This window comes from Flavonifractor sp. An4, from assembly GCF_002161755.1.
GTDB classification, from domain to species: Bacteria; Bacillota; Clostridia; order Oscillospirales; family Oscillospiraceae; genus Flavonifractor; species Flavonifractor avicola.
Map to the genome: position 1 here is coordinate 20,015 of NZ_NFIL01000025.1, position 22,650 is coordinate 42,664.

Annotated in this window: 20 protein-coding genes, 3 tRNA genes and 1 riboswitch; of the genes, 12 read left to right on the forward strand and 11 right to left on the reverse strand. The window is 63.5% G+C overall.

Annotation, left to right across the window (positions count from 1 at the left end; genetic code table 11):
* Nucleotides 1-20: 20 nt before the first annotated feature.
* The gene (locus tag B5F94_RS11255; RefSeq protein ID WP_087330219.1) at nt 21-488 is read right to left on the reverse strand and encodes a MarR family winged helix-turn-helix transcriptional regulator; all 468 of its coding nucleotides are present in this window, start codon (nt 486-488) and stop codon (nt 21-23) included.
* Between the two features lie 195 nt (nt 489-683).
* Here B5F94_RS11255 and B5F94_RS11260 point away from each other — a divergent pair, with 195 nt between their 5' ends.
* From B5F94_RS11260 to lepB, 5 genes are all read left to right on the forward strand, one after another.
* A complete protein-coding gene (locus B5F94_RS11260; RefSeq protein ID WP_087330221.1) occupies nt 684-1,844 on the forward strand; it encodes a stage II sporulation protein P in 1,161 nt (386 codons plus the stop codon).
* A gap of 120 nt (nt 1,845-1,964) precedes the next feature.
* The gene (locus B5F94_RS11265) at nt 1,965-2,747 is read left to right on the forward strand and encodes a TIGR00282 family metallophosphoesterase (protein ID WP_087330223.1); all 783 of its coding nucleotides are present in this window, start codon (nt 1,965-1,967) and stop codon (nt 2,745-2,747) included.
* Between the two features lie 33 nt (nt 2,748-2,780).
* Complete coding sequence (locus B5F94_RS11270; protein WP_087330225.1) at nt 2,781-3,863, forward strand: metallophosphoesterase family protein; 1,083 nt, start codon at nt 2,781-2,783, stop codon at nt 3,861-3,863.
* A complete protein-coding gene (locus B5F94_RS11275; protein ID WP_087330227.1) occupies nt 3,860-6,064 on the forward strand; it encodes an ATP-binding protein in 2,205 nt (734 codons plus the stop codon). The genes B5F94_RS11270 and B5F94_RS11275 overlap by 4 nt, the downstream gene beginning before the upstream one ends.
* Nucleotides 6,065-6,261: 197 nt before the next feature.
* Nucleotides 6,262-6,888 carry a signal peptidase I gene (lepB, locus tag B5F94_RS11280; RefSeq protein ID WP_343212820.1) on the forward strand — a complete coding sequence of 209 codons (627 nt, stop codon included), beginning with the start codon at nt 6,262-6,264 and terminating at the stop codon, nt 6,886-6,888.
* Between the two features lie 206 nt (nt 6,889-7,094).
* Here the strand turns inward: lepB and B5F94_RS11285 are convergent, their stop codons facing one another.
* The 4 genes from B5F94_RS11285 to B5F94_RS11300 are packed head-to-tail and all read right to left on the reverse strand — an operon-like array spanning nt 7,095 to nt 10,488.
* On the reverse strand, nt 7,095-7,799 hold the full coding sequence (locus tag B5F94_RS11285) for a GNAT family N-acetyltransferase (protein WP_087330231.1): 705 nt from the start codon (nt 7,797-7,799) through the stop codon (nt 7,095-7,097).
* The gene (locus B5F94_RS11290) at nt 7,796-8,935 is read right to left on the reverse strand and encodes a sensor histidine kinase (RefSeq protein WP_242959449.1); all 1,140 of its coding nucleotides are present in this window, start codon (nt 8,933-8,935) and stop codon (nt 7,796-7,798) included. The genes B5F94_RS11285 and B5F94_RS11290 overlap by 4 nt, the downstream gene beginning before the upstream one ends.
* Nucleotides 8,932-9,996 carry a lysylphosphatidylglycerol synthase transmembrane domain-containing protein gene (locus B5F94_RS11295; protein WP_087330232.1) on the reverse strand — a complete coding sequence of 355 codons (1,065 nt, stop codon included), beginning with the start codon at nt 9,994-9,996 and terminating at the stop codon, nt 8,932-8,934. The genes B5F94_RS11290 and B5F94_RS11295 overlap by 4 nt, the downstream gene beginning before the upstream one ends.
* A 6-nt stretch (nt 9,997-10,002) precedes the next feature.
* Nucleotides 10,003-10,488, reverse strand: coding sequence for a SprT-like domain-containing protein (locus B5F94_RS11300; protein ID WP_087330234.1), 486 nt, complete (start codon nt 10,486-10,488; stop codon nt 10,003-10,005).
* Nucleotides 10,489-10,666: 178 nt separating this feature from the next.
* On the opposite strand from B5F94_RS11300, the gene vanR reads away from it, so the two are divergent.
* The 6 genes from vanR to pflB all read left to right on the forward strand — a co-directional run bounded on the left by vanR (nt 10,667) and on the right by pflB (nt 14,964).
* Nucleotides 10,667-11,359 (forward strand): VanR-ABDEGLN family response regulator transcription factor, encoded by a 693-nt coding sequence (vanR, locus tag B5F94_RS11305; RefSeq protein WP_087270755.1) that lies wholly within the window; start codon nt 10,667-10,669, stop codon nt 11,357-11,359.
* 101 nt (nt 11,360-11,460) lie between these two features.
* A tRNA-Met gene (locus tag B5F94_RS11310) sits at nt 11,461-11,537 on the forward strand.
* A gap of 69 nt (nt 11,538-11,606) precedes the next feature.
* Nucleotides 11,607-11,681: transfer RNA gene (locus tag B5F94_RS11315), tRNA-Glu, on the forward strand.
* Between the two features lie 4 nt (nt 11,682-11,685).
* Nucleotides 11,686-11,761, forward strand: a tRNA-Val gene (locus B5F94_RS11320).
* 89 nt (nt 11,762-11,850) lie between these two features.
* A riboswitch (ZMP/ZTP riboswitch) is annotated at nt 11,851-11,932 on the forward strand.
* A gap of 49 nt (nt 11,933-11,981) precedes the next feature.
* On the forward strand, nt 11,982-12,704 hold the full coding sequence (pflA, locus tag B5F94_RS11325) for a pyruvate formate-lyase-activating protein (protein ID WP_087330236.1): 723 nt from the start codon (nt 11,982-11,984) through the stop codon (nt 12,702-12,704).
* A gap of 16 nt (nt 12,705-12,720) precedes the next feature.
* Nucleotides 12,721-14,964 (forward strand): formate C-acetyltransferase, encoded by a 2,244-nt coding sequence (gene pflB, locus B5F94_RS11330; RefSeq protein ID WP_087330238.1) that lies wholly within the window; start codon nt 12,721-12,723, stop codon nt 14,962-14,964.
* Between the two features lie 48 nt (nt 14,965-15,012).
* Here pflB and B5F94_RS11335 read toward each other — a convergent pair whose 3' ends face one another.
* The 6 genes from B5F94_RS11335 to yfbR form a co-directional block, all read right to left on the reverse strand.
* Complete coding sequence (locus B5F94_RS11335; protein WP_087188461.1) at nt 15,013-15,426, reverse strand: hypothetical protein; 414 nt, start codon at nt 15,424-15,426, stop codon at nt 15,013-15,015.
* A gap of 346 nt (nt 15,427-15,772) precedes the next feature.
* Entirely contained in the window at nt 15,773-17,104 is a 1,332-nt protein-coding gene (locus B5F94_RS11345; RefSeq protein WP_087330240.1) for a glucose-6-phosphate isomerase, read from the reverse strand.
* 110 nt (nt 17,105-17,214) lie between these two features.
* Nucleotides 17,215-19,176 carry a molybdopterin-containing oxidoreductase family protein gene (locus B5F94_RS11350; RefSeq protein ID WP_087330242.1) on the reverse strand — a complete coding sequence of 654 codons (1,962 nt, stop codon included), beginning with the start codon at nt 19,174-19,176 and terminating at the stop codon, nt 17,215-17,217.
* Between the two features lie 101 nt (nt 19,177-19,277).
* Nucleotides 19,278-20,636 carry a PFL family protein gene (locus B5F94_RS11355; RefSeq protein WP_087330244.1) on the reverse strand — a complete coding sequence of 453 codons (1,359 nt, stop codon included), beginning with the start codon at nt 20,634-20,636 and terminating at the stop codon, nt 19,278-19,280.
* A gap of 12 nt (nt 20,637-20,648) precedes the next feature.
* Entirely contained in the window at nt 20,649-20,918 is a 270-nt protein-coding gene (locus B5F94_RS11360) for an ACT domain-containing protein (protein WP_087188457.1), read from the reverse strand.
* Nucleotides 20,919-20,965: 47 nt separating this feature from the next.
* On the reverse strand, nt 20,966-21,553 hold the full coding sequence (gene yfbR / locus B5F94_RS11365) for a 5'-deoxynucleotidase (protein ID WP_087188456.1): 588 nt from the start codon (nt 21,551-21,553) through the stop codon (nt 20,966-20,968).
* Between the two features lie 225 nt (nt 21,554-21,778).
* Between yfbR and B5F94_RS17050 the strand changes: the two genes are divergently transcribed.
* A partial coding sequence (locus B5F94_RS17050) for a leucine-rich repeat domain-containing protein (protein ID WP_158100283.1) occupies nt 21,779-22,650 on the forward strand: 872 nt, incomplete at its 3' end.

The window sequence follows — 22,650 nt, forward strand, 5'->3', positions numbered from 1 at the left end:
TACCTCACTTCATCAGATCTTTATGGTTGTGGTTCCGCCGGAGCCTGGGCTCCGCCGCGGAAGAAAGCGGTCAGTTTTTCCATACCCCGCGCCAGGGCGGAGGCCTCCTGATCGGTCAGGGCGGACAGCATCCGGTCGGTCAGACGGCGGTGAAAGGCCCGGTGCCGCTCACTGGCGGCCCGGCCCAGCTGGGTGGGCAGCAGGCGCACCGCCCGCCGGTCCTTCTCGTCCCGGCGGCGGACCAGATAGCCCTTCTTCTCCAGCAGTCCCACCGCGCAGGTCAGGGTACCCGCCGGCATCTGCCGGGCGGAGGCAATGGCGGTGGAGCGGTTGTCGCCCCCCTCGTCCACGGTGCGGCAGATGGCGTCAATGAGCTGTACCTCTCGCAGGGACAGGTCCCCTGCCGCCAGGGTGGCCTCCTCCCGCTTCAGGATGTCGCCAAAGACGTCGGAAAGAAAATGGTTGATGATTTCGCTGGAATACTCCACTGAGGGCCTCCCTTCTGCGTGGCTTGTTTCGCAACTGAATTATACCGGATTGTAGAAAAATGTCAAGGGAATCCTTTGACAGTCAAAATAATTTCAACTGCCGGTGAGATTTGGGACAAGGCATACCCGGGGGTGTGGGCGCATAGGGTAGAAGGGACCGAAAGGCTACCCTATTACAGATGAGGATGGTGCGATATGAAAGGGCCGATCTTATGGAAACGACTGTTCCGCCGCAGCGCCGCTTTGTTCCTGGCCACCCTGGCGGTGTGGCTGCTGCTTCTGTGCGGCGGGGGCGCGGGGGCGCTGCAAAGCCTGGGGGAGAGCGGGGCCTTTGTGTCCACTGCTCTGGCGGCGGAACTGGGCAAGACAGGGGGCGACACCCTGGACAAACTGGACGGCTGGGACCGGCTGGCTGTGGGCCAGTCCCTGCTGCTCTCAGGCAATCAGGAGGCGGTGGCCCAGCATCTGGGACAAGAGGTGCCGGAGGAAATACAACTGCCGGCCGGACAGCCTGCTCAGGATCACGACGACCTGGTGGAGGAGCCTCAGACCACCACCGCCCCCTCGGATATCATTGCCCGCACCCTGATCCCCACCAGTCCTCAGGGCTACGATGTGGCCGGAGGGCTGTATCTCTATAACCGCACCGGGGAGTCCGTGGATCTGGAGGCGGCGGCCCAGGCGTCGGTAAACATTACCCTGCCCGCCGAGGGACCCCAGATCCTCATTGTCCATACCCACACCACCGAGGCCTACACCCCAGATGGCACCGACGTGTATACCCCCGACGGCGGGGTGGCCCGCACCCTGGAAGAGGAGGACAATATGCTGCGGGTGGGGGACGAGATGGAGCGGGTGTTCACCGAGATGGGTCTGTCGGTCATTCACGACCGCACCGTCTACGATTACCCCCAGTACAACGGGGCCTATACCCGCTCCGCCCAGACGGTGCAGAAGTATCTGGAGCAGTATCCCTCCATCAAGATCGTGCTGGACGTCCACCGGGACGCCCTGGCGGGGGAGGACGGCACGGTGTACAAGGCGGTGACGGTCATCGACGGGGTGGATACCGCCCAGGTGATGCTGGTCATCGGCCACGGTCAGGACGGCAGCAACCCCCACTGGATGGAGAATCTGGCCCTGGCCTGCAAGATCCAGAGCAGCATGAACACCCTCTATCCCACCCTGGCCCGGCCCATGACCTTCCGCTCCTCCAGCTATAACCAGGAGCTGTCCACCGGTTCCCTGCTGGTGGAGGTGGGCACCCACGGCAACACCCTCCAGGAGGCCCTGTCCGCCGCCCGGCTCTTCGCCCGCTCCGCCGGTCAGGTGCTGCTGGGCCTGAAGGAGCAATGACAAAAAAGCACGCTCTCGGGCGTGCTTTTTTGCGTCTCCAGCCGGCAAAGAAGAATTGCCCTTTTCCGAAAAATCACATATAATAGAACCACTGCGTAAAAACACAGAGGGAGGCAGACTATGATCTTAAACGTGCTGGCGGTAGGCGATGTGGTGGGGGAGAGCGGCGTGGAGTACCTGAACCGTCACCTCCGCAGCCTGAAGAAGCTCCATGAGGTCCACTTCACTGTGGTCAACGGGGAGAACGCCTCCGGCGTGGGCATCCTGCCCCGGCAGGCCCGGGACATCTTCGACGCCGGGGCCGACGTGATCACTTTGGGCAACCACACCTGGAACCGCATCCAGATCGCCGACTTTCTGGAGGACGACCGCTATACCCTGCGGCCCGCCAACTACACCAACCGGGTGCCCGGACGGGGCTGGGGGGTGTACGATGGTCCCAAGGGCCTGCGGATCGGCGTGATGAACCTCATCGGCCGGTGCGAGATGGACAGCAACTTTGAAAACCCCTTCACCACTGCCGACAAGGTTTTGAAGCGGATGGAGGGAGTGGACGTGGTGCTGGTGGACTTCCACGCCGAGGCCACCAGCGAGAAGGGCGCCATGGGCTACTACCTGGACGGACGAGTCCAGGCCCTGTGGGGTACCCACACCCATGTGCCCACAGCCGACACCCAGGTGCTCCCCAAGGGGCTGGGCTTCGTCACCGACCTGGGCATGACCGGCCCCGCCCGCAGCGTGCTGGGCATCCGGCCCGACCAGGCCATCAACCGCTTCCTGGGGGGACTGCCCCGGCGGTTTGAGCAGGCGGACGGGCCCTGTAAGCTGGAGAGCGTCCTCTTCTCCATCGACACCGACGCCCGCAAGTGCGTGGGTGTGGAGCGGCTGGACCTGCGGGACTGACGCCGCCACCCTTTTGGAAAGGAATATATATTTATGTTAACCATCATTCACGGGGCGGACTTTCATCTGGACGCCCCCTTTGCCGCCCTGCCCCCGGACAAGGCAAGGCAGCGGCGGGAGGAGCAGCGGCAGCTGCTGGACCGGCTGGCCGATCTGGCCCAGGAGGTGAGGGCCGACCTGGTGCTCCTCTCCGGCGATCTGCTGGACTCCAGCCAGACCTACCAGGAGACGGTGGAGGTCCTCTCCCGCACCCTGGGCCAGATCCAGGCCCCGGTGTTCATCGCCCCGGGCAACCACGACTGCTACGGCCCCCGGTCGGTATACGCCAACACCGTATGGCCTGACAACGTACACATCTTTTCCACCGTGTCGGTGGAGTCGGTGGCCCTGCCCGAGCTGGGCTGCACCGTCCACGGCGCGGCCTTTACCACCCCCCAGGCCGACCGTTCCCCCCTCATGGGCTTTACCGCCCCCCGGGACGGACAGGTCCACCTGATGGCCCTCCACGGCGACGTGGACGGCAAGGGCCGCTACGGCCCCATCGATCCTGCCGACATCGCCGCCAGCGGCCTGACCTACCTGGCCCTGGGCCATATCCACGCCTGCTCCGGTTTGCAGAAGGCGGGGGACACCTGGTGGGCCTACCCCGGCTGTCCCGAGGGCCGGGGTTTTGACGAGACGGGGGACAAGGGCGTGCTGGTGGTCACCGTGGGGGACGACCCCAGCGATGTCACCGCCCGGTTCGTACCCCTGGCCGCCCGGCGGTATGAGATCGTGGAGGCCGACGTCACCGGGGCGGATACCGCCGCTCAGGCCCTGGAGGAGGTGCTGCCGGCGGAGCCCCGCGGCGACTGCTGCCGCATCCTGCTCACCGGCCAGCGGTCCTTTGGACCGCCTGATCTGGCGGCTCTCACCGCCCAGGCCCAACCATACTATTACAGCGTCACCATCCGGGACCATACCAGACAGCTGCGGGACCTGTGGGAGCGGGCGGGGGAGGACTCCCTCACCGGCCTGGTCCTGCGTCAGCTGAAGGCCCAGGGCGGGCCGGAAGCCGAGCTGGCCGCCCGGTTTGCGTTGGCGGCGCTGGAAAACGGGGAGGACCCCTGCCCATGAAAATCATTCGTATGAAAGCCACCTTCGGCGGCCTGGACCACCGGGAGCTGGAGCTGAAGGAGGGGCTGAATATCATCGAGGCCCCCAACGAGGGGGGCAAGTCCACCTGGTCGGCCTTCCTGCGGGCCATGCTCTACGGCATCAACACCAAGGAGCGGGACAAGCAGGGCTATATCGCCGAAAAGAACCGCTACCAGCCCTGGAACGGCGGGGCCATGGAGGGCGTGGTGGAGCTGGAGTGGAAGGGGGAGCAGATCACCCTTCGCCGGGGCCCCAAGGGCAACACCCCCTTCGGCAAGTTTGAGGCGGTGTATACCGACACCGGAGAGCCGGTTGGATACCTAACCGCCGACAACGTGGGGGAGACCCTCATCGGCGCGCCCAGAGAGGTCTTTGAGCGCTCCGCCTTTGTGGGCCAGGGAGGGGCGGCTATTGACGGCGCACCCGCCCTGGAGGCCCGCATTGCCGCCCTGGCCTCCAGCGGGGAGGAGGACGTGTCCTACTCCCAGGTGGAACGCCGCCTGCGGGACTGGCTCAACCGCCGCAAGCACAACAAGACCGGCCTCATCCCCAGGCTGGAGGAGGAGCTGGCCGGCAACGACGAGATCGCGGGCCGTCAGGCCAAGGCCTTCCGGCTGGCCCAGGAGGCCCGCCGGGAGATGGACAAGCTCCAGACCGAGCACAAGCGCCTTCAGGCCGAGCGGGACGCCCACCTGGCCCGGGCTATGGCTGCCCGCCGTCAGCGGTGGGAGGAGGCCCAGAGCGCTCTGGAGGAGGCCAGGGGGCAGGTGGATACCATTGAGGCAGAACTCAACCGCTATGGCACGCCTCCCGACAAGGCTACCCTGCAAAAGGCCCAGGGGGAGCTGAACCAGCTCAACGCCCTCCACACCAGTCGCAAGCAGGCGGAGGAGCGGCTGGAACAGGCTCAGACCCAGGAGGCGGAAGCTGCCGCCGCGGCGGTGGACCCTCTGTTCCCCGATATGACCCCCGACCAGGCCTGGGAGCAGGCCAGCGCCGACGCCCAGACGGCGGGGGAGACTCCCCGCTGCGGCGGACTGTATGCCGGGGGCGCCGTTGCCCTAGTGCTGGCCGCCGGGTCCCTGGTGCTGGCCTTTACCGGCGTGCTGCCTGCCCTGTGGATGGGCGGCGCGGCCTGCGGCGTGCTGGCCGTGGCGGGCGTGGGCCTGTTTGTGTCCGCCGCCCTTCGGAAGAAAAAGGCCGGGGCTCTGGCGGCGGAGCTGCTGGAGCGCTATGAGGCGGAGGACCCCCAGGGTATCCTGAACCGGGCCAGTGCCTACCGGGAGGCCTGCGTGGTGGCCGGACAGGCCGCCAAACAGCGGGAGGAGGCCCAGCAGGCTCTGGACGCCCTGCTGGCCCAGGACGAGAACACCCGCAAGGCCCTGCTGGAGCTGGTCCACCCCTTTGCCCCCACGGTGAAGGATACCTTCGGGGTGTCGGCGGCCATCTCCCGTGCCCTCCAGCTGGAGGAGCGGCTGGCCACCGCCCAGGTGAAGCTGGAGGGAGCGGAAAAGCTGGCGGCCAGCCTGCCCCGGCCCGAGCCGGTGGCGGCCGACCCCGGGGTGGAGCCCCGGTTTGACCCCGCCGGGACGGCGGCCCGGCTCAATGCGGCGGAGGGGGAGCTGTCCCGGCTCCGCAGCGGCCTGGCCATGGCCCAGGGCGAGCTGAACACCCTGGGGGACCCGGCGGAGCTGGAGCTGCGACAGGAGGAGGCCAGGGAGGAGCTGGAGCGGCGGCAGACCGAGCACGCCGCTCTGGAGACTGCCCTCAAGGCCCTGGACGCCGCCCACGCTGGGCTTCAGGCCCGGTTCTCCCCCGCCCTCAACCATCTGGCGGGGGACTATCTGGCCAAGCTCACCGGCGGCAAGTACGACAAGGTGTCCCTCACCCGGCAGTTTGAGGCTCTGGCCGAGGAGGCCGGCGGCCTCCAGCCCCGGCGGGCCCTGGCCCTGTCCCAGGGGACGGCGGACCAGCTCTATCTGGCGGTGCGGTTGGCGGCCTGCAAGCTGGTGCTGCCTCAGGAGGAGCCCTGCCCCCTGGTGCTGGACGACGCCCTGGCCAACTTCGACGACAGCCGTGCGGCCCTGGCTCTGGAGTGCCTGGAGGAGCTGGGCGGAGAGCGGCAGATCCTGCTCTTCACCTGCCACAGCCGGGAAAGAGCCTGGCAGGAGGGCCGCTGACGCGAATTTCCCTTGCAATCGGGGGAATTTGATACTATAATCAATCTATCAAAAAATCGCTCCGGTTAAAGGATTCGGAGGGAAAGATAGTGTGAAAGAAAACCGTCAGGGTTGTCTTTCGCGTCCAGTCAAACACTTTTTGAAATTTCAAAAAGTGCTGAGCTTGCTGAAAAAACTTTTTCGGCAAGCTCTATAATGTGGCATATTCCAAGCATATGGAGCTGATGGCATTGGCAAAAGAAAAGACCCAGGAGCAGGAGCTGGAGGGGAAGGACGCCCTGAAGGTGGACCTCTACTTCTGGTTACAGGCCCTGGTGATGGTGCTGGTGGCCTTAATCCTCATCTTCACCTTTGTGGGGCGCATCATCGGCGTGGTGGGCTCCTCCATGTACCCCACCCTCCACGACGGGGACCTGCTGCTGTTACAGAGCATCGGTTATACCCCCAAGCAGGGAGACGTAGTGGTGCTCACCAAGGAATTTGACGCCTCCGAGGGCCCCATCGTCAAGCGGGTCATCGCCACCGGCGGTCAGCACGTGGTCATCGACTACGACGCGGGCACCGTTACCGTGGACGGCGAGGTGCTGGACGAGCCCTATATCAATCCGGAGGAGGTCATGCGCCAGCCCGGCGGGGAGACCCTCACCGACGTGGTGGTGCCCGAGGGCTCCATCTTCGTCATGGGCGACAACCGCAACCACTCCTCCGACAGCCGGGACGTGACCCTGGGCACGGTGGATGAGCGGTATGTGCTGGGCCGGGCCCTGTGGGTGATTCTGCCCTTCCAGAATTTCGGGCCCATCGCCCACGGCTCCGAGGCATAAATGCAGAAAAAGGGCCTGTTGCAAAATAGCTGTTTTGCACAAGCCTGTCATTGCGAGCCAGTGCGCACACTGGCGTGGCAATCCGTTTCCTCGGCAAAAGGGGCGGATTCCCACGAAAAACGGCCGCCCACCGGGCGGCCGTTTTTCTCGGAATGACGGGTCTTTGTACGAGCTGCGCATTTTGCAACAGGCCCTTTTTGCATCTGTCAGAACAGCCAGAACAGCAGCTCCTCCGACAGAGTCATGCCCACCTTGCGCTGGAGGGCCAGGGAGGGGTCGTTGTCGGCCCACACCTGCCCGTAGGGGTATATCCCTCGCTCCAGACAGGAGGCGGTCATGGCCAGCAACAGGGCCTCCCCGATGCCCCGGCGGCGATACTGGGGCAGCACCTCCAGCATCCCCATGGACCCCTCGATGTGGGTGGCGATAAACCCGGCGGGCTGCCCGTCCACAAAGGCCCCCAGCATCCCCCGGTCGATGGCATCCTCCATGTAGGAAACTCCGCCGAAGGAGTGGCTGTAGTGCTCCTCCGTCCACACCGCCCAGCTGCGGTCCAGCCACCGGAGCTCTCCGTCAAAAGAGGGGACTACCGGCGGCTGGGGGGACAGCCAGGCCGACTGGCGGCAGATCTGTTCGGTCTGAAAGCCGAAGTGGGCGGCCAGCTTGTCTTTGTACCACATCTGATGGCCGGTGAGGATGACACACCCATCCAGCATGGGGAGCATCTCATCCAGGGCGGCGGGGGTTTCCGCGTCCAGGAACCACACCTCGCTGGGGGGATCGTAGAGCAGCACCCCGTCGGGTCCTGCCCGGCGGATCTGGGCGGTTCCCCGGCGGAGCACCTCCAGCATATCGATGTACAAAAGCCGGTTGCCCGTCAGCCGGGCCAGGGCGGTCTCTTTCTGTGTCATGCCTTTCCTCCTCGGTACAGGGGCAGGGAGATGATGAAGCTGGTCAGCTTGCCGTTGCTCTCGCAGCGGATGGAGCCGCCGTGGAGCTCCACGATCTCCTTGGCGATGGCCAGACCCAGCCCAGCCCCGCCGGTGCGGGTGGAGCGGGCGGCGTCCAGCCGGTAGAATTTCTCAAAGATGTTGGCCAGCTCCCCCTCGGGGATCTCCAGCCCTTCGTCCTGAATGGTGATTTCTGTGTAGGAGCCCATGGCCTTGGCCACCACATCCACCGTGCCCCCGGGGATGGAGTAGCTCACCGCGTTGCGCAGCACGTTGTCGAATACCCGGGCCAGCTTGTCCGGGTCCCCCCGCACCACCAGATGGGGTTGGATGTCGGCCACGCAGGTGAGGTTCTTTTCGGCAAAGAGGGGGTAGAACTCGTCGGCCAGCTGCTCCAGCAGCATGGACAGCTGGATGGGCACCTTCTCCCCCGCTCCGCTGTCCAGATCCATTTTGGTGATGTCGAAGAACTCCCCCAGCAGCTCTTCCAGCCGCAGGGCCTTGTCCAGGGCAATGCCGGTAAACTTGGCCCGCTGCTCCGGGGCCAGGCCGGGGTCGTCGTGGAGCAGGGTCAGATAGCCTACCACGGATGTAAGGGGGGTCTTGAGGTCGTGGGCCAGAAAGGCCACCAGATCCCCCCTGCGCTGCTCCGCCTCCTGGGCGGCCCGCTCCCGGGCGGCCAGCTGGCGGCGGATGGCGTTCAGGTCGTCCTGGATGGGGGAGAGCTCCCGGGGCAGAACCACCGGGTCCTCCCGCTCCTCCACCAGGCGGCGGGTGGCCGCCCGGATATCCTCCAGCCAGCGGGTAAACCGGCCCATGGCCAGATAGAAGGCGATGAGCATGAGCACCATGATGCAGACGGTGAGGATCTCCTGCTTGTTGTCCCGGATCAGGATCTGATAGAGGTGGGCGGCATCCTCCGGGCTTTGGCCGAAGAGGGTCTGGGCCGCCCACAGGAAGAACCGGGCGAAGGGGTCCTGAAGCACCCCGTCCACCACCACCTCCAGCAGGAAGATGCCGGCGGCTCCGGCAATGAGGGTGCCCACAATGACCACCAGCAGCATTTTCAGTTTGAGACGGGTGTATTTCCCCTTCACGCGGGCCCCTCCTTTTCCTGGGCGTGGCGGCGGGCGGCGGAGCGCTTGGCGAACCGGCCCACCGACCAGGCCCCGCCCAGCAGCAGCACCTCCAGGAAGGAGGCGAACCGCCACAGCACCATACCCACCGCCAGATGTTCCCCAAAAATGGGGCCCATGAACAGGTAGAAGCTGCCCTCCGCGCCGCCGGCATTGCCAGGCAGCATGATAATGCGGGAGAGCACCATCACCAGACACTGTACCATCACCAGCTCCCAAAAGGAGAAGCCGGTGAGTCCCAGCCCCCGATAGAGGAAGAAGGGGATGGAGAACAGGGCGGTAAGCTCCACGAACATCCCGGCGTACAGCCAGACCAGCAGCCGTTTGTTGCCCTGGAAGGCCCCCAGCTGCTGGCAGAATTCCTCCACCTTGTTCATGCCCTTGTCCACCATACCCTCCTTGGCCATCACCTTCCAGTGCCGGGACAGGAAGGTGAGGATGCGGCGGATGAGCCGCTGGATGGGGGCGGGACGGAGGGCGGTAAAGACCGCCAGGCCGCACAGGAAGAGGTAGAGGGCGATGAGCACCCCGGCCCCCGCCACGGCGGCACCCAGGCTGGCCTTTCGCCAGATCAGCTCATAGGCCAGGGCGGCCACGGCATAGCCGGTGTACACCATGGTGTTGGCCACCGCCTTCCAGGTGTAGATGGAGGCGGTGTAGGTGGCGGACATCCCGGCGTCGTACATCAGCTTGAGCTGGACGGGGGCTCCGGCGGGGCCCAGCTTGTAGTAAAATTCCCCGATATAGGCCGCGTCAAAGCAGCCGGTCAGCTTCATGGGGCAGCCGGCGGCCTTGCCCATGCCGTAGAACAGGATGGCGTCCACGCTCTCGCTGAAGGGGATGCACAGGGCGGCCAGCAGCAGCCAGCCGGGCTGTACCTGGGCCACCAGAGTTTGCAGGTCCATGGTGTGCTTTACATGGATGATGAGAGCAATGAGAATGATACCGCCGATGCTCAGGCCCGCGATGGAAAAGATGCGGTTGAACAGGGCGGCCTTACTGTGCTTTTTCGTAGTTTTCACTCCATTCTAATACGCCCGGCGCAGAGTGCCGCCGCAGGCGCAGCGGTAGCGCTCCGGGTGGGCCACCAGGGGGGAGCGGCGGGCGCGGGGGAACTGCCGGCCGCACTTGGTACACACCACCAGATGGCGGATGGGACGGATATCCTCCACCCCCAGCTGGTCACAGGTGCCGGTGCGGGAGATGGTATAGCCGTAGGCGGCGTTCATCTGCCCGGCGTAGGCCTTCCACCGGACGCCGTGGTCCCGGCAGCCGGGGCAGGTGTGGAGCACCTCGTGGGCCAGGGTCTGGAGGCAGGCCTCCTCCGGGGCCTCCAGCAGCCGCTGGGCCAGCTCGATGCGGTAGGTGCCGCCGGCCTGCCGGATGCAGCAGCCGAACCGGGTCACCGCCCGGCGGTTGAGGCGTACCTGGGGGAGAATATGGGGAGAGACCGGGATGCCCAGGGCCTTGGCCTGGGCGACCACCCGGGCCAGCAATGTATCTGCGTCGTGCATGGAACAGCCCTCTCTCTGGAAGAATCAGAATTGTAGACTTATATTGTACCACTGTTGGCGGGAAAAGTCACCACCGGCGCCTCGGCCTGGCCCATCTTATGATTTTATTACATTTTTTCCGCCGGCTTGACGAAAATACGGCCGGACCGGTATAATCGAGACAAAAGGAGGGATGGCTATGGAGGCCAACATTCTGGTGGTGGACGACGAGCCCGAGATCGCCGATCTGGTGGAGGTCTATTTGCAGAGCGAGGGCTGCACCGTCTACAAGTGCAACACCGGCACACAGGCCCTGGCGGTGGTGAACAGCCGGTCGGTGGACCTGGCCATCCTGGACGTGATGCTCCCCGACATCAGCGGCTTTACCCTGTGCGGAGAGATCCGCAAGGACCACCATTTCCCGGTGCTCATGCTCACCGCCAAGGCGGAGGATATGGACAAGATCACCGGACTCACCATCGGGGCGGACGACTACATCACCAAGCCCTTCAACCCCCTGGAGCTGATGGCCCGGGTAAAGGCCCAGCTGCGCCGCTACACCCGCTACAACGAGGCGGACAAGGGGGACAGCCGGGATATTCTGGATTTCAACGGCCTGGTCATCAACCGGGCCACCCATGAGTGCACCTTGTACGACAAGGAACTCAACCTTACCCCCATCGAGTTCGACATCCTGTGGATGCTGGCGGAAAACCGGGGGCAGGTCATCTCGGCCGAGCGGCTCTTTGAGAGCGTGTGGGGGGAGAAGTATCTGGACCGGAACAACACCGTTATGGTCCACATCCGCCGCCTGCGGGAGAAAATGGGCGAGCCATCCCGGAATCCCAGATTCATTAAAACCGTGTGGGGTGTAGGCTACAAGATCGACTAAAGCTCTCGTCTGAAATTTTTTGAAAAAATTGCGAAAAAGCTGTTGACAAAATGGGACACTTCGGATATACTATCTCTTGCCCTGTTCGTCCGGGTGCAAATGGCGGCATAGCTCAGGTGGCTAGAGCATACGGTTCATACCCGTAGTGTCCCCGGTTCAAATCCAGGTGCCGCTACCAGACCCAAAAGACGGCACGTGCCGTCTTTTGGGGTCCCTTTTCCGAGCGTTCGGCCCGCTTGGGCAACATGGCCCGTTGGTCAAGTGGTTAAGACACCGCCCTTTCACGGCGGTAACACGAGTTCGAGTCTCGTACGGGTCACCAATATGGAGGCGTAGCTCAGCCGGTAGAGCACTTGCTTCACACGCAAGGGGTCACAGATTCGAGTTCTGTCGTCTCCACCAACAAAAAAGACATCCGTTTGGATGTCTTTTTTTGTTTTGTTTGCAGAAGTCCGTCCGCTTGACAAAGCGGGGATGCTCATGCTATAAAAATAATATCATATGACTGACGGATAATGTGGAGCCTACCACATGGAGTATGATAGTAAAAAGCCGACCGTCTGGGCGAGAGAAGCCCGGACTGCCGGCTTTTCTTTATGCAAAAAAGGAGGTATGGTTCCCTATGACACAGGGGAGGGTCCACTCCCTGGAATCCATGGGGCTGGTGGACGGCCCCGGCATCCGCACGGTGGTCTTTTTGCAGGGCTGCGCCCTGCGCTGCCGCTACTGTCACAACCCGGATACCTGGGCTGTGGACGGCCCGGCGGAGACGGTTACCCCCCGGCAGCTGGTGGAGCGGCTGGTCCGCTTCAAGCCCTATTACGGCAGCACCGGCGGAGTCACCTTCTCCGGCGGGGAGCCCTTGCTCCAGCCGGAGTTCCTGGCCCAATGCCTGGCGCTGTGCCATGAGGCGGGCATCCACACCTGCCTGGACACGGCGGGGTGCGGTCTGGGGGAGTACGGGGCCATCCTGGCCCACACCGACCTGACCCTGCTGGACGTGAAGCACTACACCCCGGAAGGCTGGCGGCAGGTTACCGGCGGCCCCATGGCGGCCTTTGACCGCTTCCTGGAGCAGGCCCAGCAGGCCGCCGTCCCCCTCTGGGTTCGCCATGTGGTGGTGCCCGGCCTCACCGACGGGGAGCCCCACCTTGCCGGGCTGGAGGCCTATCTGAAGGGGCTCAGGCACATCCGGCGGGTGGAGCTGCTGCCCTACCACACCCTGGGAGTCCACAAGTACGCGTCCCTGGGTTTGCCCTATCCTTTGGAGGGGGTGCCTCCTATGGACGGGGCGATCCTGGAGCACTGGAATGAACGCCTGAATCGCACCTGCGTTCAGGACTGAGAAAAGGAGTCGTCATATGAGCATTGATGTAAATTGCACCGCCTGGCAGGGGTTTTGCACCGGCGAGTGGCGGCATTTGGTGAACGTCCGTAATTTCATTCAGAAGAATTACACTCCGTATTCGGGAAATGGGGATTTTCTGGCCCCTGTTTCCACAAAAACGGCGGCAGTGTGGAAAAAAGCCGAGGCCCTCATCATCGAGGAGGTGAAGAAGGGCATCATCGATGTGGAGACAAACGCCGTCTCCGGCATCGACAACTTCGCCCCCGGCTACATCGATCAGGAGAACGAGGTCATTGTGGGCCTCCAGACCGACGCCCCCCTCAAGCGCATCGTCAACCCCTTCGGCGGCATCCGCAACGCCACCTCCGCCCTGGAGCAGTACGGCTACCAGCTCAACCCGGAGATCGAGCGCCACTTCCGCCTCTACCGCAAGACCCACAACGAGGGTGTGTTTGACGCCTACCCCAAGCGCACCCGCCTGGCCCGAACGGCGGGCCTGCTCACCGGCCTGCCCGACGCCTATGGCCGGGGCCGCATCGTGGGCGACTACCGCCGGGTGCCTCTGTACGGTACCGGCTTCCTCATCGAGGAGAAGCAGGCCGACCTGGACCGCATCGACGGCCCCATGACCGATGAGCGCATCCGCCTGCGGGAGGAGGTCCAGATGCAGATCCGTGCCCTGGAGCAAATGGCCTCCATGGCCGCCAAGTACGGCTGCGACATCACCCGCCCGGCGGAGAACGCCCATGAGGCGGTACAGAACCTGTATATGGCCTACCTGGCGGGCATCAAGGAGAACAACGGCGCCGCCACCTCTCTGGGCCGGGTGTCCACCTTCCTGGATATCTACATCCAGCGGGACCTGGATAACGGCGTGCTGGACGAGCAGGGGGCCCAGGAGCTTATCGACCAGTTCGTCATCAAGCTGCGGCTGGTGCGCCACCTGCGTACCCCGGAGTACAACGAGCTCTTCGGCGGCGACCCCACCTGGGTCACCGAGTCCATCGGCGGCATGGGAGTGGACGGCCGCACCCTGGTGACGAAGAACTCCTTCCGGATGCTCCACACCCTCACCAACCTGGGCACCGCCCCCGAGCCCAACCTGACGGTGCTGTGGAGCCCCCATCTGCCCCAGGGCTTCAAGGACTACTGCGCCAAAATGAGCATCGACACCGACTCCATCCAGTATGAGAGCGACGAGCTTATGCGGCCCATGTACGGCGACGACTACTGCATCGCCTGCTGTGTCTCCGCCATGGCGGTGGGCAAGCAGATGCAGTTCTTCGGGGCCCGGGCCAACCTGGCCAAGAGCCTGCTGTACGCCATCAACGGCGGCGTGGACGAGAAGAAGGGCATCAAAGTGGTGCCCGATATCCAGCTGGACACCGACGAGGTGCTGGACTACCCCAAGGTGCTGGGCAACTACAAAAAGGTGCTGTCCTACGTGGCGGAGCTCTATGTGGACACCATCAACATCATCCACTATATGCACGACAAATACGCCTACGAGAGCAGCCAGATGGCCCTCCACGACACCCTGGCGGAGCGGCTGGCCGCCTTCGGCGTGGCGGGACTGTCCATTGCAGCCGACTCCCTGTCGGCCATCAAGTTCGCCAAGGTGCGCCCCATCCGCAATGAGAAGGGCATCGCCGTGGACTTCGAAGTGGAGGGAGACTTCCCCAAGTACGGCAACGACGACGACCGGGTGGACGACATTGCGGTGGAGCTGGTGTCCTACTTCTCCGCCGAGCTGAAAAAGCACCCCCTGTACCGGAACGCCATCCACACCCTGTCTGCCCTCACCATCACATCCAACGTGATGTACGGCAAAAAGACGGGTGCCACCCCCGATGGCCGGAAGGCGGGGGAGCCCTTTGCCCCCGGCGCCAACCCTATGCACGGCCGGGACAAGAGCGGCGCTCTGGCCTCCCTCAACTCGGTGGCCAAGATCCCCTACCGGGCGGTGTGCCAGGACGGCGTGTCCAACACCTTCTCCATAGTGCCCTCCGCCCTGGGCAAGAGCCAGGGGGAGCGGGTGGACAACCTGGTGCATATTCTGGACGGCTATTTCCTCCAGGGAGCCCACCACCTGAACGTCAACGTCATGAACCGGCAGCTGCTGGTGGACGCCATGGAGCATCCCGAACAGTACCCCACCCTCACCATCCGGGTGTCGGGCTACGCGGTGAATTTCTCCCGCCTGAGCCGGGAGCAGCAGCTGGAGGTCATCAAGCGCACCTTCCACGAGCAGATGTAAAAGGTCATAAAAAAACCGCCCTGCTTCGGCAGGGCGGTTTTTCGTTCATTAGAAGTACTTCTTGATGCCTTCGGTGGCCAGAGACTCGTCAGCGCTGATGGTGACGGTGAACTTGATATTGTTCTTCTCGGAGAAGCTGTTCAGCCAATCCAGGAACTCCTCAACCGCGTGGTCGGTGACGTCGGCGGTCACAATTTTGGTCAGGCTGTCGATGAACACATGGGTAATATCGTAGTTGCCGGCATAGAGGCCGCTGATGAAGCCCTTCATAAAGTCGAAGTTGCAGACATCAAAGTGGCTGGCCTCAACCAGGCGAATCTTATAGTGAATGTCATAGGTCAGCTTGGGGCCGCGCTCAATGCAAACGACGTTGCCATTCTCGCTGTGAACAGCGGAGTTAATGAGCTCGATCATCTGCTTGGTCTTACCGGTGCCCTTGACCCCCATGATCACTCTCACCATAACTATCACTCCTTCTTAGTCCGCCGGGACCACCCCGGCCTGGTGCATTTATGTTACCATTTTTACCGTGGGATTGCAACTGATTTGCTCAAGTTCACAAAAAATTCCCACGGTTGGCGTTCCAGGTTGTGACAACCTGGCCGTCACATTTAGCCCAGCCGGGCTTCCAACTCGGCCTTCTTGTCCTCGTAGCCGGGTTTGCCCAGCAGGGCGTACATATTGTTCTTATAGGCCGCCCCACGGAACTACAGTTCCGTGGGGACCCCAAAGATTTGATCTGCTCGGGCGGAATAAATCCGCCCGGCATCAAGGTTTTGCCTGCGGCAAAACGCTTGTTGTGGAGGCCTTACAGTCTGGCTTCCAACTCAGCTTTTTTATCTTCGTAGCCGGGTTTACCCAGCAGGGCGTACATATTATTCTTGTAGGCCTCCACGCCGGGCTGGTTGAAGGGGTTGATGTCCATCAGGTAGCCGGTAAGGCCGCAGACGTACTCAAAGAAGTAGATCAGCGCGCCCACGCTCTTGGCGCAGCGGCCGGGAGCGGTGACCATCAGGTTGGGCACGCCGCCGTCCACATGGGCCAGCAGGGTGCCCCGCATGGCCTGCTCAGCCACGAAGGACAGGTCCTTGCCCGCCAGGAAGTTGAGCCCGTCCACGTTATCGGGATCGTGGGGGATGGTGATGGCGGGGCCGTTACTATTCTCAAAACGCACCACGGTCTCCAGCATGAGGCGCTCGCCCTGCTGGATGTACTGGCCCATGGAGTGCAGGTCGGCGGTGAACTCCACGCTGGCGGGGAACAGGCCCTTGCCGTCCTTGCCCTCGCTCTCGCCGAAGAGCTGCTTCCACCACTCGCCGAAGAACCGGAAGGAGGGCTCATAGCCCACCAGGATATCCACCTTCTTGCCGCCGGTGTACAGGGCGTGGCGGGCGGCAGCGTGCTGCCAGGCGGGGTTGGCCTCACCGGGCACAGCCAGGGTCTCCATCTCCTCCCGGGCGCCCTCCATCAGGGCAGCAATGTCCACACCGGCGCAGGCGATGGGCAGCAGGCCCACGGCGGTGAGCACGCTGTAGCGGCCGCCGATGGCGTCGGGCACCACGAACTCCTCATAGCCCTCGGCGTCGGCCAGACCCTTCAGGGCACCCTTGTGGGCGTCGGTGGTGGCGTAGATGCGCTTGCGGGCCTCCTCCTTGCCGTACTTCTCCTCCAGCAGATTCTTGAAGATACGGAAGGCCACGGCGGGCTCGGTGGTGGTGCCAGACTTGGAGATCACGTTGATGGACCAGTCCTTATCCTTGATGAGGTCCATCACCTCCAGCATGGCGTCGGTGGACAGGCCGTTGCCGGCGAAGTAGATGGCGGGGCCGTCCTTGTGGGTCAGGTTGAAGTTGGGAGAGTTGACCAGCTCCACCACCGCCCGGGCGCCCAGATAGGAGCCGCCGATGCCGATGACCACCAGGGCCTGGGAGGTAGCGCGGATGCGCTCCGCCGCCGCCTGGATGCGGGCAAACTCTTCTTTATCATAGTCCCGGGGCAGGTGGACCCAGCCGGTAAAGTCGCCGCCGGCGCCGCTGCCGGTCTCCAGCTTCTGCCGGGCGCTCTCCAGCGCCTCCAGACGGCTGGTGAGCCAAGTGTCGGGCAGGAAAGAACGGGCGTTGGAGGTGTCGATTTGAATCATGGTGACGTCACTCCTTTTATGTTTCACAAAGCCAGAATCGGCTGATGCCTCTATCATACACCCGGGGACCGGCTTTGACCAGAGGAAAAAGCCAATTCCCGGAAAAACCTTTAGGCCTTACGGACCCAGATGGTGTTGTCGTTCATGGTGGTGGCCTCGCCCCAGTCGGACAGGCGGTCGTGGGTCAGGCAGTTGACGGTGTTCTCGCCGGGATAGACGCCCTCGGCCACCACCGTCATGGGAGCCACCGCCCGGTCCAGAGCCAGGGTGCAGGTCATCTCGCCCAGCTTGTTATAGCACACCACCTGCTCCCCCTGGACCAGGCCCAGACGGGCGGCGTCCTCGCTGTTCATACGCACCGTCATTTCCCCCCGCAGGTCCCGCAGGGTGGAGGACTCATTGAAGGAGGAGTTGAGGGTGTGGACCGCCGGGGCGCAGATCAGGTGGAAGGGGTCGGAGCCGCCGTGGGGCGGGAACCAGCCGATGATAGGATCGTCCAGATGGACCTTGCCATCCTCGGTCTGAATGGGCAGGGGGAAGGGGGATTCCAGCACCACCGGCTCCCCGGCAAGTACCTTGTCCTTCTCCTCCCGGGAGAGGGCCCAGCTGTCCTCCACCATCTGGCGGCACAGCTCCTCCGCGGTGCGGCCCTGGAAGGGATCGTCCAGGCCCATGGCGGCGGAGAGCAGGGTAAACACCTCAAGGTTGCTCTTGACCTCACCGGGGGCGGGAACCACCGCCGGGGCGTACTGGATCTGCCGGTACCCGTAGGGGGTGTACAGGTCGGTCTGTTCCACCATGTAGGGGGCGGGCAGGATGATGTCGGCGTATTTGGCGGTGTCGGTCATGTACCGCTCATGGACCACGGTAAACAGGTCCTCCCGGGCCAGGCCCCGGCGGACGGCGTTCTGGTCGGAGGTCACTGTGGCCGGGTTGGCGTGGTAGACGTACAGGCTGTGGATGGGGGTGGAGAGTCCCTTGCCCTCCAGGGCCCGGCCCAGCTGGTTGATGTTGATCATCTGGGTGTTTGGCCCGGCCAGGTCGGGACGCTTGACGGTGGACTTGTCCACCAGATCGGGGGAGGAGCACACGCCATAGGTGCCACCGCCCTTCTTGGCCCAGGCGCCCACAGCGGCGGGCAGAGCGGTGATGGCCCGGGTGGCCTCGCCGCCGTTGCCCGAGCGGGAGAAGCCGCTGCCCAGCACGATGCAGGGGGCCTTGGCTCTGCCGTAGGCCCGGGCCAGGTCCCGGATCACATCGGGGGCCTGACCGATGAGACACTGGGTCTCCTCCGGGTCCCACACATCCAGAGTAGCCCGAAACTCCTCCCACCCGGCGGCGTGCTCAGCCAGCCATGCCTCGTCGGTGAGTCCCTCCTGGTCCAGCACCTGGAGCATGGACAGGGCCAGGGCGCCGTCGCTGCCCGGCTGGATCAGAATGGTCTGGTCGGCCAGCTCGGCGGAAGCGTTTTCGTATACATCAATAAGGATGATTTTGGCCCCGTTGGCCTTGGCCTTCCGCAGGATGGGGGCCAGGTGGGCCCGGGTAGCGGGGATATTGGTGGACCACAGCAGGATCAGGTCACTGTGCTCCACATCCCAGGGGGCCAGGTCGCAGGAGCCCCCCATCACCTTCTGCCAGCCGGTGGACTTGGCGGTGCTGCACAGGGTGCGCTTGAGGCGGCTGGCGCCCAGGGCGTGGAAGAAGCCCTCTCCGCAGTTGCGGTGGACCACGCCCATGGTGCCGGCGTAGGAGTAGGGCAGAATGGTCTCCGCTCCGTACTGGGCGATCAGATCTTTCCAGCGGGATGTGATTTCTCCGATGGCCCGATTCCAGGAGATGGGCTCAAACTCCCCGGCCCCCTTGGCGCCGGTGCGGCGGAGGGGAGTGAGGATACGCTCAGGGCTGTTGATGGCCTCCGGCAGATTGCGCATCTTGGCGCACACCCAGCCGTCGGTGAAGGGGTTGGCCGGATCACCGGTGATGGAGGTGACGGTATTGCCCTCGGTCTCTACCAGCAGAGAGCAGCCCTCAGGGCAATCATAGGGACAGGCAGAACGACAAGTGGACATGATGATAACCTCCTTTTGAAAAAGACCGCCCGTGGGCGGCCTTTTGCGAGCAAAACAGGAATCATTTGCGTAGGGGCCGACGCCCACATCGGCCCGGTACCTTAGTTTTTGAGGCTCTGCATGGGAGCGGGGATGCGGCCGCCCCGGGCCACAAAGGCCTCAGCGCTCTCGGAGTGGACGGGCATAACGGGAGCGGAGCCCAGCAGGCCGCCGAACTCCACGGTGTCGCCCACCACCTTGCCGGGGGCGGGGATAATGCGGACGGCGGTGGTCTTGGAGTTGACCATGCCGATGGCGGCCTCGTCGGCGATGATGGCGGAGATGGTGGCGGCGGAGGTGTCGCCGGGGACCGCGATCATGTCCAGACCCACGGAGCACACGCAGGTCATGGCCTCCAGCTTGTCCAGGTGGAGGGTGCCGGCACGGGCGGCGGCGATCATACCCTCGTCCTCACTGACGGGGATGAAGGCGCCGGACAGGCCGCCCACATGGGAGGAGGCCATGACGCCGCCTTTCTTCACCGCGTCGTTCAGAAGGGCCAGGGCGGCGGTGGTGCCGTGGGTGCCGCAGGTCTCCAGACCCATCTCCTCCAGGATGCGGGCCACCGAGTCGCCGATGGCGGGGGTGGGGGCCAGGGACAGGTCCACAATGCCGAAGGGCACCCCCAGACGGCGGCTGGCCTCCTGGGCCACCAGCTGACCCATACGGGTCACCCGGAAGGCGGTCTTTTTGATGGTCTCGGCCACCACGTCAAAGGGCTGACCCTTCACGTCCTTCAGTGCGTGGTGCACCACGCCGGGGCCGGACACGCCCACGTTGATGATGCAGTCGGGCTCGCCCACACCGTGGAAGGCGCCGGCCATGAAGGGGTTGTCCTCCACGGCGTTGCAGAACACCACCAGCTTGGCGCAGCCGAAGCCCCCCTTGTCGGCGGTGAGCTGGGCGCACTCCTTGATGGTGCGGCCCATGACGCCCACGGCGTTCATGTTGATGCCCGCCTTGGTGGAGCCCACGTTGACGCTGGCGCACACCAGATCGGTGCGGGCCAGGGCCTCAGGGATGGCGGCGATGAGCTTCCGGTCGGCCTTGGTGGCACCCTTCTGCACCAGGGCGGAGAAGCCGCCGATGAAGTTGACGCCCACCGCCTTGGCGGCGCTGTCCAGGGCCACGGCAAAGGGCACGTAGCTGTTGGTCTCGGAGGCACCGGCCACCAGGGCCATAGGAGTCACCGAAATGCGCTTGTTGACAATGGGAATACCGAACTCCCGCTCAATGGCCTCGCCGGTGGCCACCAGATGCTCGGCCTGGCGGGTGATCTTGTCGTAGATCTTGCGGCAGGCGGCGTTGGGATCGGAGTCGGCGCAGTCCAGCAGAGAGATGCCCATGGTAATGGTACGCACATCCAGATGCTGCTGGTCAATCATGTGGATGGTGTCAAAAATTTCGTTGGTATTGATCATAACGCTTTACCCTCAAATTCTGTGCATGGCGTTGAAGATGTCCTCCCGCTGGGCGCGGATGGACAGGTCACGGTCCTTGCCCTCCTGCTCCATCAGGGCGGCCAGATCGGCAAAGGGCATATCGCAGTTGCCGGCGTCCACCAGCATGACCATGGTGAAGTAGTCCTGGAGGATGGTCTGGCTGATATCCAGAATATTGACGTTGTGCTGGGCCAGCAGGGCGCAAACGGCGGACATGATGCCCACACGGTCCTTGCCCAGAACGGTGACAATGGCTCTCATACTTGATAACTCCTTTATTTCTTCTGTCTCTATGAAAACGGCGCCGGTCATTCCCGGCCCATCTCATCCAAAGTCATGCCGAAGGCGGGGAGGAAATGCTCCAGAAAGTAGTCCACCTCGGGCAGGTTATAGCCTTTCAGCGCATCCAGCGTCTGACGGGCGGCCTGCTGGAACTCGCTGTTGCCCGCCTTCAGCTCCTCCAGGCACTTGATGTGGGCGGACAGCTTGTCCGCGGCCTTCACCAGGGCCTTGGTATCCGGGTCATAGTCCTCCCGCAGCAGGGGGGAGAAGGCGGGGCGCAGCTGCTCCGGCAGCATGGCCAGCAGCTTGCCGGCGGAAAATTCCTCCACCTTTTTGTAGGCGTCCCGGATCTCCGGGTCGTAGTACTTGATGGGGGTGGGCAGGTCGCCGGTGAGGATCTCAGGGGCGTCATGGTACAGGGCGGCCATGGCGGCCAGACCGGGATCGGCCTCTCTCCCGAACACATCCCGCCGGATCACCGCCAGGGCGTGGGCGAGCACCGCCACCATGTGGGAGTGCTCCTGAATATTCTCCTGGAAGGTATTGCGCATGAGCCCCCAGCGGTTGATATACCGCATCCGGGACAAATAGGCAAAAAAAGGATGTTGATCCACAAAAAATGCCTCCCATCCGTCGAAACAAGTTATTTTACCATAAAAGTAGGGCGGTGTAAACGGCAGGCGGTTAAACTTCCTGTCCCAAAACAGGAACAAGGGCCGGAAAAAATGAACAGGAAAAATGATGCAAAATTTCCCGTTACAGGGCGAGTTGTGCTATACTGGTATCACATAGAGCCGCACTGTCGATTTGGTGCGGATGCAGGAGAAGGAGGAACACACATGGCTAGCAGGAAACGACGGTTTGTGAGCATTTTGGCAGCCCTGGCGCTGTTGCTGGGCTTGCTGCCCGCTGCCTCTGCCTCGGCGGAGGGCGGCGGCTCCTACAGTTCTTCGATTCAGTGGAGTTTCAGCGGGGATACGCTGAAGCTCACCGGTACCGGGCCCATGCTGTACGGTACCACCACACCGTGGGACAAGTATAAGTCGGACATCCGCCGGGTGGAGGTGGGCTATGGCATCACCACCCTGTGCAGCAATGCCTTTGCCGGCTGTACCAGACTGACGGATGTGGAACTGCCCGGCTCTCTCCAGAACATCGGCGACAACGCCTTTGCCGACTGTACAGCCCTGACCTCCATCGAATTTCCCAAATCCCTGGAGTTGATCGGCAACGGGGCCTTCCGCAGCAGCGGCCTGACCTCGGTGGAGTTCCCCGGCTCGGTGGACTTCCTCTATAGCGAGGCCTTTGCCTACTGCGACGGACTGACGGAGGTGGAGCTGCCCGACACCATCCATACCATCAATGGCCAGGTGTTTTACGGCTGCGCCAACCTGACCACTGTTGATCTGCCCGCCATCTCGGTGATGGGAGAGTATGTCTTTGGGGAATGCCCCAAGCTGAAAACCGTGTACTGGCCGGAGTATATGAGCGCCAGCTACAACTATTTTAACGGCTGCAACCCTCTGACGGTCTATTATGAGGGCAGCCGTGAGGAGTGGGAAGGCATCGCCCAATGGAAGGGACAGCTGGTGCCCGCGGGGTCCACCATCTACTACGGCAGCGGAGGCTCGGGCACCGAGACCCCCACTCCGGAGCCCACGGTGACGCCCAAGCCTACGGTGACACCGACGCCTACCCCCACGCCCACACC

Coding starts and splice junctions, on each gene's coding strand:
- B5F94_RS11260 (WP_087330221.1), top strand. CDS start 684: ATGAAAGGGCCGATCTTATGGAAACGACTGTTCCGCCGCAGCGCCGCT.
- B5F94_RS11265 (WP_087330223.1), top strand. CDS start 1,965: ATGATCTTAAACGTGCTGGCGGTAGGCGATGTGGTGGGGGAGAGCGGC.
- B5F94_RS11270 (WP_087330225.1), top strand. CDS start 2,781: ATGTTAACCATCATTCACGGGGCGGACTTTCATCTGGACGCCCCCTTT.
- B5F94_RS11275 (WP_087330227.1), top strand. CDS start 3,860: ATGAAAATCATTCGTATGAAAGCCACCTTCGGCGGCCTGGACCACCGG.
- B5F94_RS11285 (WP_087330231.1), bottom strand. CDS start 7,799: ATGACACAGAAAGAGACCGCCCTGGCCCGGCTGACGGGCAACCGGCTT.
- B5F94_RS11300 (WP_087330234.1), bottom strand. CDS start 10,488: ATGCACGACGCAGATACATTGCTGGCCCGGGTGGTCGCCCAGGCCAAG.
- vanR (WP_087270755.1), top strand. CDS start 10,667: ATGGAGGCCAACATTCTGGTGGTGGACGACGAGCCCGAGATCGCCGAT.
- pflA (WP_087330236.1), top strand. CDS start 11,982: ATGACACAGGGGAGGGTCCACTCCCTGGAATCCATGGGGCTGGTGGAC.
- pflB (WP_087330238.1), top strand. CDS start 12,721: ATGAGCATTGATGTAAATTGCACCGCCTGGCAGGGGTTTTGCACCGGC.
- B5F94_RS11335 (WP_087188461.1), bottom strand. CDS start 15,426: ATGGTGAGAGTGATCATGGGGGTCAAGGGCACCGGTAAGACCAAGCAG.
- B5F94_RS11345 (WP_087330240.1), bottom strand. CDS start 17,104: ATGATTCAAATCGACACCTCCAACGCCCGTTCTTTCCTGCCCGACACT.
- B5F94_RS11350 (WP_087330242.1), bottom strand. CDS start 19,176: ATGTCCACTTGTCGTTCTGCCTGTCCCTATGATTGCCCTGAGGGCTGC.
- B5F94_RS11355 (WP_087330244.1), bottom strand. CDS start 20,636: ATGATCAATACCAACGAAATTTTTGACACCATCCACATGATTGACCAG.
- B5F94_RS11360 (WP_087188457.1), bottom strand. CDS start 20,918: ATGAGAGCCATTGTCACCGTTCTGGGCAAGGACCGTGTGGGCATCATG.